This window comes from Stenotrophomonas sp. a6 (genome assembly GCF_030913325.1).
Taxonomy (GTDB): Bacteria; Pseudomonadota; Gammaproteobacteria; order Xanthomonadales; family Xanthomonadaceae; genus Stenotrophomonas; species Stenotrophomonas maltophilia.
In genome coordinates this window covers 3338970-3356086 of sequence record NZ_CP133161.1, presented here as the reverse complement: position 1 = coordinate 3356086, position 17117 = coordinate 3338970, and the positions used below count along the sequence as shown (strand labels likewise).

Here is a 17117-nt window from a genome sequence, read left to right as displayed (position 1 = left end):
GCGCCGACAACCAGATAGAAGAAGGATGCACCAGTAATGGGGGCAGGGGGAGAGCAGCACAAGGTGGAAGCTGTCGTAGAAGGCCCGCGCCGCAGGCGCTGGCGCTGGAAACGGCTGCTGTGGCTGCCGGTGCTGCTGGCTGCTTTCAGCTGCCTGCAGGTCCTGGTGCTGCGGTTCATCGACCCGCCCGTGTCCATGGTGATGCTGTGGCGCTATGGCGAGGCGCTGGGCGAGGCCGATTGGTCCTATCGCCTGCATTACCAGTGGCGCGACCTTGACCAGATGGCGCCGAGCCTGCCGATTTCGCTGGTGGCCGCCGAGGACCAGCGTTTTCCCGACCACAACGGCTTCGATCTGCAGGCGATCGAGAAGGCCCGCGACCATAATGCCAAGGGCGGGCGACTGCGTGGCGCCAGCACGATCAGCCAGCAGGTGGCCAAGAACCTGTTCCTCTGGCAGGGCCGCAGCTGGATCCGCAAGGGGCTGGAGGTCTGGTACACCGTGCTGATCGAAGCGCTGTGGCCAAAGGAGCGCATCCTGGAGATGTACGCCAACATCGCCGAGTTCGGTGATGGCGTGTACGGAGCTCAGGCGGCGGCGCAGAAGTTCTGGGGCAAGGACGCGGCCAGGTTGAGCCCGGCCGATAGCGCGCGGTTGGCGGCGGTGCTGCCGGCACCGCGGCGCTACAACGCCGCAAAGCCAGGGCCATACGTGCAGCGGCGCGCCGCCTGGATCCAGCGCCAGGCACGGCAGCTGGGCGGGGCCGCGTACCTTTCGGAAGAGTGAGCGCGCGCCGCCTGATCTACGGCCGGCGGCAACGTACAATCCGGGCATGACCCGCGAACGGCTCACTTTCGTCATCGCCGCCTACAACGAGGCCCTGGCACTGCCGTTGCTGCATCCGCGGTTGTGCGCGGTGCTCGACGCGCTGCCCGACATCGACGGCCACATTCTGTACGTGGACGACGGCAGCCATGACGGGACCTGGGAGGTGATCGCCCGCCTGGCCCAATCCGACGCGCGGGTCTCCGCGCTGAAGCTGTCGCGCAATTTCGGCAAGGAAGCCGCACTGACCGCTGGCCTGGACCTGGTGCGCGAAGGGGCGGCGATGATCCTGGATGCCGATGGCCAGGACCCGCCGGAGCTTGTGCCGCAGTTCGTCGCGCGCTGGCGCGAGGGCCATGACAACGTCTATGGCACGCGCCTGGCGCGCGATGGCGAGGCCTGGATCAAGCGTGCCACGGCGGCGATCTTCTACCGCGTGATGGGGCGCCTTTCGCGTACGCCGATCCCGGCCGACACCGGGGATTTCCGCCTGCTGTCACCACGCGCGCTGAGTGCGCTGCGCGAGATGCGTGAGCGCCATCGTTTCATGAAGGGGCTTTTCAGCTGGGTGGGTTTCAAGCGCGTGGCGGTGCCCTACCACCGCCACGCACGCGTGGCCGGCACCAGCAAGTTCAGCCTGTGGCGGCTGTGGAACTTCGCCCTGGAAGGCATCACCGGGTTCTCGACCGTGCCCCTGCGCGCGGCGACCTACCTGGGGCTGGCAACCGCGGCGGTGGCCTTCGTGTTCGGCATGTGGGTGATCGTCAAGGCCGCGCTGTACGGCGACCGGGTGGCGGGCTGGCCGACGATGATGGCGGTGATCCTGTTCCTGGGCGGGGTGCAGTTGATTGCGCTGGGCCTGATCGGTGAGTACCTGGGGCGCCTGTACGAAGAGTCCAAGCAGCGGCCGTTGTACCTGGTTGACGCGTGGCTAGCATCCGCCGTGGCAGACTCGGCTCTGCAACCCACCCTCGGAGGGCAGGCAGATGACCACGGTACGGCAACTGTTGGACGGCAAGTCTCCTGAAGTACATGCGGTCGCGCCGGATGCGGCGGTGATCGATGCGATCCGGTTGATGGCGGAAAAGGGCATTGGCGCGGTCCTGGTGATGGACGGGCCGCGGTTGGTCGGGATCCTTTCGGAGCGCGATTACGCGCGCAAGATCGTGTTGCGTGATCGTTCTTCGCGCGATACGGCGGTGGCCGAGATCATGACGACGCAGGTGGTGACGGTGTCGCCGGGCGAACAGGTGGAGCATTGTCTGCAGCTGGTGACCGACTACCGCATCCGCCACCTGCCGGTGGTGGAGGGCGTGCAGGTGCTGGGGGTGATTTCCATTGGCGACCTGGTGAAGTCGGTGATCGATGCGCAGCGCAGGGAGCTGGATCAGCTGCAGCAGTACATCGTGGCGGGATGAGTTTTTCGCTGGCGGGCCTGCGGCCCGCCAGCCCGCTTTTCGAAGCTCAAAGCCAAAGTCAAAGCCAAAGCTAAAGCCAAAGCTAAAGCCAAAGCCAAAGCCAAAGCAGCGCCTTCCTGATACGTTGGGAGGCGGAGGGTGCGGCTGGGCAGGGTCCTCCGCCTCTGGACACGTTCCCGCGAGCGCGGTGCGTTTCAGTGCCGATCCCCCGCTCCTGGTAGATGCCAACCTTGGTTGGCAACAGCTTTTGACTTTGCTTTTTTTTTTGACTTTGAATTTCGCTCTCGTTCCGCGCGCGCAGGAAACTGTCCGGAGCCGGAGCAAGGCGGCAGGCAGGACCGTGAGGCGCATGGATGCGCCGACCGAGCCTACAGGGACGTATTTACGGCGTGTCCTGCCTGTCGCCTTGCTCCGGCTCTACGCGCGGGAAGGGAGGCGCCGCGAACAACGCTGTAACCCTACTTCGCATACTGCCCACCGCAGTTGGCATCCTTGCCCGGCCCCAGTTCAATCGTAGCCAGCAGCGCTGCCGGCGGGGCAATGCTGCCCAGTGCCAGGGCCACCGCGCCGCGAATACCCAACGCCTTGAAGTCAGGGCGGAACGACGGGTCCTTGAACGTGCCGCTGATATGCAACGGTGACCGCAGTACCAGGATGCTCTTGTCCTTGGGGCGCGGTTTCAGCAGCAGGTCCAGGGTCTCGTCGCGCAGGCTGACCGTGCCTTCGCCGATGAGGATGGTATCGGTGGTGTCCACCGCCAGTGCCTGGCTGGTCATCAGGCCGTCCTGCACACCGAAGTCGGCGAAGGCGCAGCGCAGCGGAATCTGCTTGTCACCGGTCACCAGGAACTTCAGTGATTCGGTGATATCCAGCCCGGCCAGTTCCATCACCAGGTTGCCGACATGGCCACGGCCCATCGCCAGCCCGACCTTACCGCTGCTGCTGCCGAGCATGGCGGCGATCGAGTTGCCGCGCCCGCTCAGGTCCACTTCGCCGCCGATGCCGCCCTTGGCCTGCTCGGCCAGCTTCGCATCCGGGAAAAGCTGGCCCAGTTGCACGCCGCGTACGCTGGCCCTCAACGCAGTGCGAATCTGCGCCTGGCGTGCATCCATGCGGATCGTGCTGCGGATATCGCCGCCGGCCACGCCGAAGTTCAGCGGGTCCAGCCGCAGCACGCCGTCATCCAGCAGCAGGTGCGCGTCCATGTCGTCCAGTGGCAACGAGGGCGCGTTGATGCGGTGGGCCTTCCAGCGCACGTCGGCATCCATCGCACGCAGTTTGCCCAGGTTGTAGGGCGTGTCGGGCAATACCCGGCTGCTGGCGGCGACGCGGGCGGCCTGTGCCTTTTGCTCCGCATTCGCGGTTTCGCCGCCGCCGGTCTTCGGTGGCGCTCCCACGAAGCCGGCCAGGTCATCGAAGTCCAGGCGCCTGGATTCCAGTGTCGCGGTCAGCCGTGGACGGTCGCGTCCCACCTCGAACTGCAGGTTGCCAGCGAGGTCGCTGTCACCGACCTTCCCGGTGAAGCTGTCGTAGCGCCAGACGTTGTGGTCGCGCTTCAGCCGTCCGTCCAAGGCGTAGGGCGGTGAGGGCGGGATGGCAATGCCGAGCAGCGGGTACAGGTCCGACAGGTCCTGCCCGCTGAGTGCGAACTGCAGGTCGAACACCCGCAGCTGGAACGGATTGGTCAGCGTGCCACTGGCCACCGCGTGGGTAGCGCCGGCGCGACCGTCGAGGTGGATGCGGAACGGGTGGTCGCTGTCGGTCAGTTCCAGCGGAGATTCGGTGCCACCGCGCAGGGTGAACGGGTTGCCTTGCCAGTGGCCTTTGCCCTGTACCAGCAGCGGCGGTGAGGCATCGGCCTGTTTCGGCTGACCGCTGCGCACGCCCACGCGGATGTCGGTGCGGCCCAGTGCATCGATGAACTGCAGCCGACCATCGTCGATGCGCAGGCGTTTGAGCTGCGGGCTTGTGCCGCCGGCGCTGTCACCGAGGAAGTCCCAGTTGCCCGGCTCGCCCTTGCGCGGGGCGGTTTCCAGCAGCACGTCCGGCCGGGTCAGGCGCACCTCGGGCAGCTGCACGCTGCCGCGCAGCAGGGGCCAGACCCGCACGTCGATCTCGACGCGGTCTGCGCTGGCCATCTCAGGTTGTTTCGCCCAGCTGGCATTGGCGAAGGTGATCGCATCGGCGCGGATCGTGCTGGTGCGGCCGAGGTCGACATCAAGGCTCCCGATGTGCAGCACTCGGCCGGTGCGTGCCTGCACCGCGCGCTCCACCGGTCCCTTGAACCAGTTCCAGTCCCACAACGCGAGCAGTACCAGGATCGCCGCCAGCAGGAAAACCAGGATCGTGAGCCAGCGCCGGCCTCGTGGGCCGGGGCGGCGGAGGCGCCAGCGGGGCGTGCGCCTTGCGGCAGGGGAGGCGGCAGCATTCACGCTGCCATGGTTGCCCCCTGTTCGTGGACAGGGCGCGAAGCGACCATGTGCATGGCGTGCACACGCCGCCGTCGGCGGCCGTTTACAGCACCTGCATGGTGACCGCGACGAAGTGGCAGACGCTGCCGCCGATCACGAACAGGTGCCAGATGGCATGCGAGTACGGGATCGATTCACGGTGGTAGAAGTAGGTCCCCAGCGTATACGACAGGCCGCCGGCGAACAGCCAGGTGAGGGTGCCGCCATCGATCGAGGCCCACATCGGCTTGATCGCCACGACCACCAGCCAGCCCATCGCGATGTAGATCACCGTTGAGAGCACCTTGAAACGGCCGGTGTAGAACAGCTTGAACACCACGCCGCCCAGCGCCAGCGCCCAGATCGCGGTGAACAGGCCCCAGCCCCACGGACCGCGCAGGCCGATCAGGGTGAACGGGGTATAGGTGCCCGCGATCAGCACATAGATCGCGCAGTGGTCGAACACCTTCAACCGGCCCTTGGCGACCGGATGCTGGATGGCGTGGTACAGCGTGGAGGCGGTGTACAGCAGCAACAGCGCGATACCGAACACGATCGCGCTGGCCAGCTGCCAGCCGTCGCCGTAGATCGCAGCCAGGGTGATCAACACCGCGCTGGCGGCCAGGGCGAATACCGCGCCCAGGCCATGGGTCAGGGCGCTGGCGATTTCTTCACGGATCGAAGCAATGGACGTCGTGGACATGGCGTAGGCATTGTTCGCGGGGAGGGGGACCCGCACCCCCTTATCATCGCCGCGATGGGCGATACGTGCACGCCTGTCACCGTATGGTGGGTGAATGCCTGCCTTGCGCTGGCTGGGGTCAGAGCCCTTTCCTGCCGGAAAGGGATCCGACCCCATGGCATCAGCCCGCCGAAACGGTATGCGCCGCTTCGCGGGTGGCCGAGAAACGCACGTCCGGCGAGCGTTCCTGCGCCAGCTGCAGGTTGACCCGGGTCGGTGCCAGGTAGACCAGGTGGCCGGCTGCATCCAGTGCCAGGTTCAGCGCATTCTTTTCGCGGAACTCTTCCAGCTTCTTCTCGTTGCTGCAGTGGACCCAACGCGCGGTGGTCACGCTGACCGGCTCGAAGGTGGCTTCCACGCCGTACTCGTCCTTCAGGCGATAGGCCGCCACGTCGAACTGCAGCACACCCACCGCACCCAGGATCAGGTCGTTGCTGGTGAGAGGGCGGAAGAACTGGGTCGCGCCTTCTTCGGACAGCTGGGCCAGTCCCTTCTGCAGCTGCTTGAGCTTGAGCGGATCGCGCAGGCGCGCGCGGCGGAACAGTTCCGGGGCGAAGTTGGGGATGCCGGTGAAGGTGACCGCTTCGCCTTCGGTGAAGGTATCGCCGATGGAAATGGTGCCGTGGTTGTGGATGCCGATCACGTCGCCCGGCCACGCCTCGGCCGCGATCTCGCGGTCGCTGGCCATGAAGGTCAATGCGTTGGCCAGCTTCATTTCCTTGCCGGTGCGCACGTGGAAGGTCTTCATGCCGGCGCTGAAACGGCCGGAGCAGACGCGCATGAAGGCCACGCGGTCACGGTGCTGCGGATCCATGTTGGCCTGGATCTTGAACACGAAACCGGTCAGCTTGTTTTCTTCCGGGGCGATCTCGCGGCCGGTGGTGGAGCGTGCCTGCGGCGACGGCGCATGCTCGACGAAGAAGTCCAGCAGCGGCTGCACGCCGAAGTTGTTCACGCCCGAGCCGAAGAACACCGGGGTCTGCTTGCCGGCGCGGTAGGCCTCCAGGTCGAACGGATGGCTGGCGCCCTGCACCAGTTCCAGCTCGTCGCGCAGGTCGGCCAGCATCTGCGCACCGATCTTCTCGGCCAGGCCGGGGGCGTCGATGGACGGGAAGATGGTCGAGTCCTGGCGGGTGAAGTTGCGGCCCGGCTCGTACAGGTGCACTTCGCCGGTCAGCAGGTGGACCACGCCCTTCAGGCGCTGGCCCATGCCGATCGGCCAGGTGACCGGCGCGCACTGGATGCCCAGCACGGTTTCCACTTCATCCAGCAGCTCGATCGGGTCCTTGCCCTCGCGGTCGAGCTTGTTGATGAAGGTCATGATCGGGGTATCGCGCAGGCGGCACACTTCCATCAGCTTGATGGTGCGCTCTTCCACGCCCTTGGCCACGTCGATCACCATCAGTGCCGAGTCCACCGCAGTCAGCACGCGGTAGGTGTCCTCGCCGAAGTCGGCGTGGCCGGGGGTGTCGAGCAGGTTGACGATCTTGTCTTCATACGGGAACTGCATCACCGAAGAGGTGACGGAGATGCCGCGTTCCTTTTCCAATGCCATCCAGTCGGAGGTGGCGTGGCGGGCGGCCTTGCGGCCCTTGACCGAACCGGCCATCTGGATCGCGCCTCCGAACAGCAGCAGCTTTTCGGTCAGCGTGGTCTTGCCGGCGTCAGGGTGGGAAATGATGGCGAAGGTGCGGCGACGCGACGCTTCGTTGGCGACTTCGGACATGGCAGTGGCGCCCGCCCGGGGCGCTTTTCAAAGAGATAAGCGCCCGATTATACCGGCCGGGGCCGTTCAGCGCCCGATGCCGCCCTCGGCCTCGCCCTGGCGGGCGAACTGCAGCTGGCCCTGCTCGGCGAAGATGCGTGCCGGCACCGAACGCAGGCCCATGCCGCGGTTGACCTGCACCACGAAGTGCAGGTGCGGTGCGCTGCTGAAGCCGCTGTTGCCGGACAGGCCGATGGGCTGCCCGGCGCCCACCGCCTGGCCGCGACGCACGCGCATGCCGCCGGCCTGCAGGTGGCCGTACAGGGCCATGCTGCCGTCGCTGTGCAGCACGCGGATGAAGTTGGCGCGGGCACCATCACGTTCGCGGTCCTGGCCGTTGCCTCGGAAGCCATCCTGGATCTGCATCACCGTGCCCTCGCGCGCGGCCAGCACCAGTGTGCCCTCCGGCAGTGCGAAGTCGACCGCGTCGCGGTTTTCCTCGTCGTCGTGGCTGAACCGGCCCTGCGGCGCCTGGTCCACGCGCGGGCGTGCATCATCGAAGGGCAGGCGGTAGGCCACATCCTCGGCCTGTGCGGCGGGGTTGCCTGGTACCGACTGCAGGCGCAGGTCCAGCATCCGGCCATTGACCGGCGCGGGGAGGTGGCCGACGACCAGGCTGCTGTCGCCCTGTATCAGTGACTGCACCGGCAAGCCGTCGACCGGGTGCCCAGGGGCGGCGCGCAGTTCGATCTGCAACGGCCCGGCCAGAGTGTTGTCGATCCGGGCCTGCCAATGTTCGCCGATCGACTGCAGGCGCAGCTGGGCCATCGGAAGGGGGGCCTTCGCCTCCGCGCTGGCGGGGGTAGGCGCCTTCGGCAGCATCCCCCAGCCCTGGCGCCAGTCGCTGGCGCCGGCAGAGGCGCTGGCCAGCAGCGGCAGGAGCAGGCAGGTCAAGGGCAGGCGTGGCATCAGCGGATTCAGGAAAACGGACCGTCCGGACTGTACCCGATCCTGAACGGAGCGACCGCGACGCCTCTCGCATACCTGTCGCGAAAATATTCATCGCTTTATCCGCATGAAGGGATTGACAGCGCCCGGAAGCGCTGGCATCGTGGCCTCACCATCGAGACCGGCAGAGGGACAGGCCCTTTGAAGCCGGGGCAGCCCGCGGATGCGAAAGCGTTCGCGTAGGTGCCAAATCCTGCGGGGACCGTGGCGTCCACCGAAAGATGGTTCGATCCATGCACCGCACGTGCATCTCGAACGCGAGCCCCGCGAAGGCTCGATGGCCGATTCCCCAACCGGATCCCGCCATGAGCTTCGCTGCCAGTACCGCCGTTCGCCCCGAACCCTTTGTTCCCGTCAGCGTGCCGGTCGAAGATCGCGTGCATGCCGAGCGCGGTGAGTTCGCCGCGGTGCTGTCGATGCGTCACGCTGGCCCCAGCCCGGTGCGCCTGCGCTATGAGTGGGTCGGCCCCGCCAATGCGCCGGTGGTGGTGCTGGCCGGCGGCATTTCCGCCCATCGCCATGTGGCGTCCAACGCACAGTTCAGCGAGAAGGGCTGGGCCGAAGACCTGGTCGGCAGTGGTCGCACGCTGGATCCGCAGCAGTTGCGCGTACTGGCGTTCGACTTCATCGGGGCCGACGGTGCGTTGGACGTGCCGATCGATACCGCTGACCAGGCCGATGCGCTGGCACTGCTGCTGGATCATCTGGGTATCCGCACGCTGAAGGCCTTCGTCGGCTACTCGTATGGCGCGCTGGTCGGCCAGCAGTTCGCAATCCGTCATCGAGCCCGGGTGCGCCAGCTGGTGCTGGCCAGCGGCGCGCATCGTCCGCACCCGTATGCCGCGGCCTGGCGCGCACTGCAGCGCCGCGCCGTCGCCCTCGGCCAACTGCAGTGCGGCGAAGACCACGGCCTGGCGCTGGCCCGGCAGTTCGCCATGCTCAGCTACCGCACCCCGGAAGAGTTCGGCGAGCGCTTCGACGCCGCGCCGGAAGTGATCAACGGCCGCGTGCGGGTCGCCGCCGAGGACTATCTGGACGCCGCCGGCGCGCAGTACGTCGCGCGCACGCCGGTGACCGCCTACCTGCGCCTGTCCGAATCGATCGACCTGCACCGCGTGAACCCCGCCGCCATCCTGCCGCCGACCGTGGTGGTCGCGGTGGAGGGTGACCGCCTGGTGCCGCTGGCCGACCTGGTCGGCCTGGTCGAGGGGCTGGGGCCGCGCGGAAGCCTGCGCGTGCTGCGCTCGCCCTATGGCCACGACGCCTTCCTCAAAGAAACCGATCGCATCGACGCGATCCTCGCCACCGCCTTCCGCACCTCTGGAGAGTCCGCATGAGCCTGCACGCCAACGAGCCGTCCTGTAGCCGCACCACTGCCGCCGTCCGTGCCGGCATCGATCGGGACACCGCGCATGGCGCGGTCACGCCGCCGATCGTGCTGTCGTCGAACTTCAGTTTTGAAGGCTTCGGCAACAAGCGCCAGTACGACTACACGCGCAGTGGCAACCCGACCCGCGACCTGTTGGGTGAAGCGCTGGCCGAGCTGGAAGGCGGTGCGGGCGGCGTGATCACCGCCACCGGCATGGGGGCGATCAACCTGGTGCTGAACGCGCTGCTTCAGCCGGGCGATACCCTGGTCGTGCCGCACGACGCGTACGGTGGCAGCTGGCGGCTGTTCAATGCGCTGGCGAAGAAGGGCCATTTCGAACTGGTCACCGCCGACCTGACCGATCCGCGCGCGCTGTCGCAGGCGCTGGCCACCCAGCCGAAGCTGGTGCTGGTGGAAACGCCGTCCAATCCGCTGCTGCGCATCACCGACCTGCGCTTCGTCATCGATGCCGCGCACAAGGCAGGTGCTCTGGTTGTGGTCGACAACACCTTCCTGTCGCCGGCCCTGCAGCAACCACTGTCGTTCGGTGCGGATCTGGTGCTGCATTCCACCACCAAGTACATCAACGGCCACAGCGACGTGGTGGGTGGTGCGATCGTCGCGCGCGATCCGGCACTGCATGAGCAGCTGGTGTGGTGGGGCAACGCGCTGGGCCTGACGGGTTCGCCGTTTGATGCCTTCCTGACCCTGCGCGGCCTGCGCACGCTGGATGCGCGCCTGCGCGTGCATCAGGAGAACACCACGTCGATCGTTGCGCTGCTGGACCAGCATCCGGCGGTCGGCCGCGTCTATTATCCGGGTCTGGCCGATCACCCGGGCCACTCCATCGCTGCTCGCCAGCAGAGTGGCTTCGGCGCGATGCTGTCGTTCGAACTGGCGCACTGCGCGGGTGATGATCCGCACGCGGCGGTGCGCGCGTTCGTCGATGGCCTGCGCTGTTTCACCCTGGCCGAATCGCTGGGCGGCGTCGAAAGCCTGATCGCGCACCCCGCCACCATGACCCATGCGGCGATGACCGCCGAAGCGCGTGCTGCGGCCGGCATCAACGAAGGCCTGCTGCGCCTGTCCGTTGGTATCGAGGCCGAGCGTGACCTGTTGGCCGATCTCGGCGCCGCGCTGCAGCGTGCCGAAGCGGTGATTGATGCGGCTGCGCGCCGCAAACAGGTGGTGGATGCATGAGCGCGCTTGCCGCAGAAATTCCTGCTCTGGGCGTGGGACGCCTGGCGCTGCTGGGCACCGGCACGGTCGGCTCGGCCTTCGTACAGCGTTACCAGGCATTGCGGGCGCGTGGGCTGGAACTGCCCAGCGTGCAGTGGCTGGCCAATTCACGCACTGCGCTGGAGATCGATCGTGACCTGGCCTTGCCGCTGGAACTGGCACGGCGTGCACCGCGCGATGGCCAGAGTTCGCCACCGTGGGCGAGTGCCGAAGGACTGGAGCGTGGAGACGTGGTGGTCGACGCCACCGCCAGCGAAGACGTGGCCGCGCGCCACGTGCAGTGGCTGGCGCGGGGCGTGCATGTGGTGACCGCCAACAAGCTGGGACGTGGTGCGCAGCTGGCCCGCGCGCAGGCCATTGCGGAAAGCTGTGCCGACAGTGGCGCACGCTATGGCGACAGCGCGACGGTGGGCGCGGGCCTGCCGCTGTTGAGCAGCCTGCGTGCACTGGTAGCCGGTGGCGATCACATCCATGCCATCGAAGGCGTGCTGTCCGGTTCGCTGGCGTGGCTGTTCCATCGTTATGACGGCCAGTCGCCGTTCTCGGTGGCGGTGCGCGAGGCGCTGGCTGCCGGCTACACCGAGCCCGATCCGCGCCTGGACCTTTCCGGTGAAGACGTGCGTCGCAAGCTGCTGATCCTGGCCCGCAGCAGCGGGTTGGCGCTGGATGCGTCGCAGGTAGAGGTGGATTCACTGGTGCCTGAAGCGCTTGCAGCGCTGCCGCTGGAGGATGCGGTGGCGGCGCTCGAGCAGCTGGATGCGCCGTTGCAGGCGCGCTGGCAGCAGGCGCATGACAATGGCCGCGTGCTGCGTTTCGTTGGCCGTGTCGATGGCGAGGGTGCGCAGGTGGGCCTGCGTGAGTTGCCTGCCGATCACCCGTTGGCGCAGGGCGCGGGCACCGACAATCGGGTGGCCATCCACAGCGATCGCTATCACCGCCAGCCGTTGTTGATCCAGGGCCCGGGCGCGGGCGCGGAAGTCACCGCCGCCGCGCTGCTGGATGACGTGTTGCGGATCGTCGGCTGATCGCACTGCTTCTGTAGAGCCGAGCCCATGCTCGGCTGCTACTGGCGAGATCCCTCTTGCTGGATAAGCCGAGCATGGCTCGACTCTACAGGGGAGTGCTGCCGTTCAATGCGCCTTCAATGCCTTCAGCAACGCCGCGTTGAACTGCTTCGGGTCCTGCACCTGCGGCGAATGGCCCAGTTCGGCGAACTCGATCAGCGTCGCGCCGGGAATCGCCGCGGCTGCCGCCTTGCCGAGCACCGGATAGTTGCCCAGCGTCGCCTTCACCGCTGGTGGCGCCAGGTCGCGACCGATCGCGGTGCGGTCCTTCTGGCCGATGAACAGCGTGGTCGGTACCTGAACATTCTTGAGTTCGTAGACCACCGGCTGGTTGAACACCATGTCCGAGGCCAGTGCCTGGCTCCATGCAACGGCCTGCTTGCCGGGCCCTTCGTACATGCCCGACTGCATCCGTGCCCACGGTTCATACGCCGGCTTCCATTTTCCGTCGTAGTACACGTCCAGCTGGTAGCGGCGGATGCTGTCATAGCTGATGTTCATTTCGCCGGCGTACCACGCGTCCACGCTGCGCCAGGGAACACCCAGCGCCTTCCAGTCTTCCAGCCCGATCGGGTTGACCAGTGACAGGCTGCGCAGGTCCTGCGGGAACATCAGCGCATAGCGCACCGCCAGCATGCCGCCCATCGAATGACCGACCAGGTGCACCGGGACATCACCCAGTTGCAGCTGTTGCAGCAGGGCATGGGTGTTGGCGGCCAGCTGCGCGAACGAATACTGGTAACGCTCGGGCTTGCTGGATTTGCAGAAGCCCACCTGGTCCGGGGCGATCACCCGATAGCCGGCGGCAACCAGTGGCTTGATCGATTCCTTCCAGGTGGCGGCACAGAAGTTCTTGCCGTGCAGCAGCACCACCACGCCGATGGGTGCCTTCTTCGGCGCGATGTCGAGGTAGGCCATTTCCAGCGGCTGCCGCTGCGATTCCAGCGCGAAGGTCTTCACCGGATAGCCGTAGTCGAAACCCTCCAGCCGCGGCCCGTAAGTGGGCGCGGCCAGCGCAGGCAGTGGAAGGCAGGCAAGCAGGGCGGCAGCGATCACGCGCATGGGGCGGTCCTGGATAGGGGAGCCCCGAGCCTAACCGGAACGCAGTGACGGTGTCGTCCGACCGGGCAAGGGCGACGAGGTAGAGTCGACTGGGTAGAGTCGACTGTTAGTTGTGATCTCTCTGTACGTTGTTCATCCGGGACATCTTTGGAAAATGGTGGTTACCACACCTCTCCAGACCCCAAAGAGCCCGGATGAACCACCATAAAAATGCCCGTTTGACCGTCCATAGTCGAGCACTTCTTATTCGCCGCATCCTCCACGAGGGCCTGCGCCCAGAGGAAGCAGCCCAAGCATGCGGCGTAAGTGTGCGTACGGCCTACAAATGGCTGGCCCGATTCCGCCAGTTCGGGGCACCGGGGCTGGAAAACCGCAGCTCACGGCCTCACCAGACGCCGCATGCCACACCTGCTCCGGTAATCGAGCAAATCAAGGAGCACCGCCGTAAACGGCAGACCTACCTGACCATCTCCAAGGCGCTGGGGGTCGGCCACAGTACGATTTCAAGGCTGATGCGTGCCCACGGCCTCAATCGGCTGTGTCGGCTTGAACCGCCCAAGGAGGTCATCCGATACGAATACGATCAGCCCGGAGGGCTGCTGCACCTGGACATCAAGAAGCTGGGCAACTTCCAGCGGCCAGGGCACAGAACCGATGCCAAACGTCGGGGAAACGCCGCTGGCGGTGGCTGGGGCTACGTCCACGTGGCCATCGACGATCACTCCCGGGTCGCCTTCAGCAGCGTCCACCCCAACGAACAGGCCGAAACCGCCTGCCAGGCGCTGCTGGGCGCTCTGCAGTACTACGCCAGCCTGGGAATCACCTTCAAGCGGATCCTGACCGACAACGGTGCCTGCTATCGCTCCACCGCCTTTGCCAAGCTGCTCAAATCCCTTGGGATCAAGCACATCAGAACCAAGCCCTACACGCCGCGGACCAATGGCAAAGCCGAGCGCTTCATCCAAACCAGCCTGCGCGAATGGGCCTACGCCCGCGAATACGCCTCCTCGGACCAGCGCAATTCCGTGCTGACCCAATGGCTGCACCACTACAACTGGCACCGCCCTCACATGGGGATCGGTGGCCAGCCACCTATTTCCAGAGTCCTGCTGAACAACGTGGTGGGTTTACACAGTTAGTCGACTACCTTCCCCACAACGAGCGAAAATCCCGCGCTGCGCGCGATAGTCGACCAACGGTCGACTCTACCTGTGGCCCGGCGCCATCGCGCCGGGACCGGTCGACCTCAACACTCGATGACGTTCACCGCCAGGCCGCCACGGCTGGTTTCCTTGTACTTGTCCTGCATGTCGCGGCCGGTATCGCGCATGGTCTTGATCACCTTGTCCAGCGACACCTTGTGCTTGCCGTCGCCACGCATCGCCATGCGCGAGGCGTTGATCGCCTTCACCGCGCCCATCGCATTGCGCTCGATGCAGGGGATCTGCACCAGCCCGCCGATCGGATCACAGGTCAGGCCGAGGTTGTGTTCCATGCCGATTTCCGCGGCATTCTCGATCTGGCTCGGGTTGCCACCCAGCGCTGCGACCAGGCCACCGGCCGCCATCGAGCAGGCCACGCCCACTTCGCCCTGGCAGCCCACTTCGGCGCCGGAGATCGAGGCGTTTTCCTTGTACAGGATGCCGATCGCTGCCGAGGTCAGCAGGAAGTCGAATACGCGCTGTTCGTTGGCGCCGGGGCAGAAACGGTCGAAGTAATGCAACACCGCCGGCAGCACGCCGGCAGCGCCGTTGGTCGGCGCAGTCACCACGCGACCACCGGCGGCGTTCTCTTCGTTCACCGCCAGCGCGTACAGGTTGACCCAGTCCAGCGTGGTCAGCGGATCGCGCATCGCTGCTTCCGGCTTCGACGACAGCTCGCGGTACAGCGCCGGTGCACGACGGCCGACCTTCAGGCCACCCGGCAGCACGCCTTCCTCGCGGATGCCGCGCGCCACGCACGACTGCATCGCGCTCCAGATCTCGCGCAGGTTGGCGCGGATCTCGTCTTCGCTGCGCCAGCACTTCTCGTTCTCGAACATCAGCTGGGCGATGCTCAGGCCGCTGCGCGCGGTCTGCGCCAGCAGCTCGTCGCCGCTCTTGAACGGGTAGGGCAGCGGGGTCTCGTCGGGCACGATGCGGTCATCGGCCGCGTCGTCCTGGTTGACCACGAAGCCGCCACCGACCGAGTAGTAATCGCGGGTGGCGATCACCTCGTCCTCGGCGTTGTACGCGGTGAAGCGCATGCCGTTGGTGTGGTACGGCAGCTTCTGGCGCTTGTTCATGCCGAGGTCGCGCTTCTCGTCGAAGGCGATCTCGTGCTGGCCCATCAGTTGGATGCGCTTGCTGCTGCGGATGCGCTCCAGGGTGGCCGGAATGATGTCCGGATCGATCAGGTTCGGCCGCTGGCCTTCCAGGCCCAGCAGGATCGCCTTGTCAGTGCCATGGCCGCGGCCGGTCAGCGCCAGCGAGCCATAGACATCGGCGCGGATGCGCGCGACTTCGTTCAGGCGACCCGGGTCAAGCAGCCAGCGATGGATGAATCGCTCGGCAGCCTTCATCGGCCCGACGGTGTGCGAGGAGCTCGGGCCAATGCCGATCTTGAAAACGTCGAACGTGCTGACAGCCATGGTTGCCGTACTGCGGGTACCGGAGGAGACCGCTATTCTAGCGGTTCATGCCGCACTTCCATGGCTGCGGCGCAGCATTTCGGCAGAGGGAGCAAAACCGGTGTTGACCCTGTTCCAGCGCGATGACTGCCACCTGTGCGACATGGCCCTGGCCGAGCTGGCCAAGGCGCGGGCACCAGAGTTCAAATCGGTGTTCCTGGACGATCAGCCTGCGCTGGAAGCGCGCTACGGCGCGCGAGTGCCGGTGCTGCGCGACGAGACTGGTGGTCGTGAGCTGGACTGGCCGTTCGACGCGGCCACGGTCCAGGCCTGGCTGGCCGTCGACCGGTAGTGCCGGCCGTTGGCCGGCAACCCCGCGATGCCCGGTGATGCCGGCCAGCGGCCGGCACTACCAGAGGCGTTGCCATGTCCGGTGATGCCGGCCAGCGGCCGGCACTACCAGACGCGGTTTATTTCGCGTCGAACTTCACGATCGTGCTGATCGCGGTTTCGTCCGGGATGGTCTTGGTGTCGGCCCAGTCGCCGCCGCCGACGCCGAAGTCCAGGCGCTTGACCGTGGCCTTGCCGGTCAGCACCGGCTGGGTGCCCGGCTTCCAGGTGAAGGTGAGGGTGACCGGCTTGCTGACGCCTCGCAGTTCCAGTGTGCCATCGGCGGCGAACTGGTCATTGCCCACCGCGCGGAAGCCCTTGGCGGTGTAGCGTGCGGTGGCGAACTTGCCAACATTGAAGAAGTCGGCGGTCTGCAGGGTCGAGTCACGGTCGCTGTTGCCGCTCTTGGCGCCGGCCAGCGGGATCACCACGTCCAGCGAACCGGCGGCAGGATTGGCCGGGTCGAAGCTGAGCTTGGTGGCAAAGCCCGGGAAGCTGCCGGTAAACACTTCGCCGTCGTACTTGGTGGCGAACACCAGGATCGAGCCGGCGCCGGGCGCCTGTGCGTAGTCGGCGGCGAACACCGGGGTGGTGGCCAGCATGCCGGCCAAGGCGGCGGCCACGGCGGCCGGAGTGGTCAGTTTCAGGTTCATCGGTCAGTCCTTCTGAGGGGAGGCAAGCCAGCCGCGCGGCAACATGCGGGACAAGGTCGCATCGCGCTGGAACAGGTGGTGGTAGAAGGCAGCGCCGGCATGGGCCAGCACCACCGCGATCAACAGCCAGAAGCCGTACTCGTGGATGGCATGCGATACCGCGACCACCTGCGGGTCGGGGGCGCTCAGCTTGGGCACGTCGACCAGGCCGAACCAGCGGAACGGGCGCAGGCCGCTGGCCGAGTCGTACAGCCAGCCCGACAGCGGGATGGCGAACATCAGCACGTAGAGCAGCACGTGGGTGGCACTGGCGATGCGTTCCTGCCAGCTGGGCACGCCCGGCACCGGCTTGGGGGCACCGGCATACAGGCGCCAGCCGAGGCGGAAGAGCACGAGCGCCAGCACGGTGATGCCGATCGATTTGTGCGCGGTATAGACCCAGAAATACTTGGGGGTCTTGGGCAGTTCGCCCATGGTCAGGCCGACCACGCCCAGGGCGAGGATCAGCAATGCGATCAACCAATGCAGGATCTGGCTGACACTCCCCCAGGAGGCGGGGGTGTTCTTGGCGGTCATGAAGGGTC

At 66.5% G+C, this 17117-nt stretch carries 16 protein-coding genes and 1 riboswitch; of the genes, 8 read left to right on the top strand and 8 right to left on the bottom strand.

Translation table 11 applies throughout. The annotated features are described in order from the left end of the window. The first annotated feature begins 36 nt into the window (after positions 1-36). Genes mtgA through Q9Q79_RS15485 form a run of 3 tightly spaced genes read left to right on the top strand, consistent with a single transcriptional unit; the run spans position 37 to position 2243 of the window. On the top strand, positions 37-786 hold the full coding sequence (mtgA, locus tag Q9Q79_RS15495) for a monofunctional biosynthetic peptidoglycan transglycosylase (protein WP_005410686.1): 750 nt from the start codon (positions 37-39) through the stop codon (positions 784-786). 46 nt (positions 787-832) lie between these two features. Further along, positions 833-1852, top strand: a complete 1020-nt coding sequence (locus tag Q9Q79_RS15490; protein WP_005410685.1) for a glycosyltransferase family 2 protein — start codon at positions 833-835, stop codon at positions 1850-1852. Continuing rightward, positions 1812-2243, top strand: coding sequence for a CBS domain-containing protein (locus tag Q9Q79_RS15485; RefSeq protein WP_033834030.1), 432 nt, complete (start codon positions 1812-1814; stop codon positions 2241-2243). The genes Q9Q79_RS15490 and Q9Q79_RS15485 overlap by 41 nt, the downstream gene beginning before the upstream one ends. Before the next feature lie 458 nt (positions 2244-2701). Here Q9Q79_RS15485 and Q9Q79_RS15480 read toward each other — a convergent pair whose 3' ends face one another. The 4 genes from Q9Q79_RS15480 to Q9Q79_RS15465 form a co-directional block, all read right to left on the bottom strand. After that, positions 2702-4675 (bottom strand): AsmA family protein, encoded by a 1974-nt coding sequence (locus Q9Q79_RS15480; protein WP_201862158.1) that lies wholly within the window; start codon positions 4673-4675, stop codon positions 2702-2704. Between the two features lie 82 nt (positions 4676-4757). After that, on the bottom strand, positions 4758-5396 hold the full coding sequence (locus Q9Q79_RS15475) for a hemolysin III family protein (RefSeq protein ID WP_005410682.1): 639 nt from the start codon (positions 5394-5396) through the stop codon (positions 4758-4760). 160 nt (positions 5397-5556) lie between these two features. Next, a complete protein-coding gene (locus tag Q9Q79_RS15470; protein WP_049404528.1) occupies positions 5557-7161 on the bottom strand; it encodes a peptide chain release factor 3 in 1605 nt (534 codons plus the stop codon). Between the two features lie 66 nt (positions 7162-7227). Beyond that, positions 7228-8109: a M23 family metallopeptidase gene (locus Q9Q79_RS15465; protein ID WP_100438339.1), complete on the bottom strand. Its 882-nt coding sequence runs from the start codon at positions 8107-8109 to the stop codon at positions 7228-7230. A gap of 148 nt (positions 8110-8257) precedes the next feature. Then, positions 8258-8376, top strand: a riboswitch (SAM riboswitch). A 77-nt stretch (positions 8377-8453) separates the two neighbouring features. On the opposite strand from Q9Q79_RS15465, the gene Q9Q79_RS15460 reads away from it, so the two are divergent. The 3 genes from Q9Q79_RS15460 to Q9Q79_RS15450 are packed head-to-tail and all read left to right on the top strand — an operon-like array spanning position 8454 to position 11781. Next, a complete protein-coding gene (locus Q9Q79_RS15460; RefSeq protein WP_201862157.1) occupies positions 8454-9485 on the top strand; it encodes a homoserine O-succinyltransferase in 1032 nt (343 codons plus the stop codon). Continuing rightward, positions 9482-10717, top strand: coding sequence for an O-succinylhomoserine (thiol)-lyase (locus tag Q9Q79_RS15455; protein ID WP_049396078.1), 1236 nt, complete (start codon positions 9482-9484; stop codon positions 10715-10717). Before Q9Q79_RS15460 ends, Q9Q79_RS15455 begins: the two co-directional genes overlap by 4 nt. Beyond that, entirely contained in the window at positions 10714-11781 is a 1068-nt protein-coding gene (locus Q9Q79_RS15450) for a homoserine dehydrogenase (protein WP_049451506.1), read from the top strand. The genes Q9Q79_RS15455 and Q9Q79_RS15450 overlap by 4 nt, the downstream gene beginning before the upstream one ends. 105 nt (positions 11782-11886) lie before the next feature. On the opposite strand, the gene Q9Q79_RS15445 is transcribed toward Q9Q79_RS15450, so the two are convergent. After that, entirely contained in the window at positions 11887-12882 is a 996-nt protein-coding gene (locus Q9Q79_RS15445) for an alpha/beta hydrolase (protein WP_012481022.1), read from the bottom strand. A 194-nt stretch (positions 12883-13076) separates the two neighbouring features. Here Q9Q79_RS15445 and Q9Q79_RS15440 point away from each other — a divergent pair, with 194 nt between their 5' ends. Further along, complete coding sequence (locus tag Q9Q79_RS15440) at positions 13077-14021, top strand: IS481-like element ISStma1 family transposase (protein ID WP_012479022.1); 945 nt, start codon at positions 13077-13079, stop codon at positions 14019-14021. Positions 14022-14128: 107 nt separating this feature from the next. On the opposite strand, the gene Q9Q79_RS15435 is transcribed toward Q9Q79_RS15440, so the two are convergent. Then, a complete protein-coding gene (locus Q9Q79_RS15435) occupies positions 14129-15511 on the bottom strand; it encodes an L-serine ammonia-lyase (protein ID WP_005410675.1) in 1383 nt (460 codons plus the stop codon). Positions 15512-15611: 100 nt separating this feature from the next. Between Q9Q79_RS15435 and Q9Q79_RS15430 the strand changes: the two genes are divergently transcribed. After that, complete coding sequence (locus Q9Q79_RS15430) at positions 15612-15842, top strand: glutaredoxin family protein (protein ID WP_049396076.1); 231 nt, start codon at positions 15612-15614, stop codon at positions 15840-15842. A gap of 118 nt (positions 15843-15960) precedes the next feature. On the opposite strand, the gene Q9Q79_RS15425 is transcribed toward Q9Q79_RS15430, so the two are convergent. Further along, positions 15961-16533, bottom strand: a complete 573-nt coding sequence (locus Q9Q79_RS15425) for a YceI family protein (RefSeq protein WP_005414145.1) — start codon at positions 16531-16533, stop codon at positions 15961-15963. A gap of 3 nt (positions 16534-16536) precedes the next feature. Next, positions 16537-17109, bottom strand: a complete 573-nt coding sequence (locus Q9Q79_RS15420; RefSeq protein WP_183153541.1) for a cytochrome b — start codon at positions 17107-17109, stop codon at positions 16537-16539. Between the last annotated feature and the right edge of the window lie 8 nt (positions 17110-17117).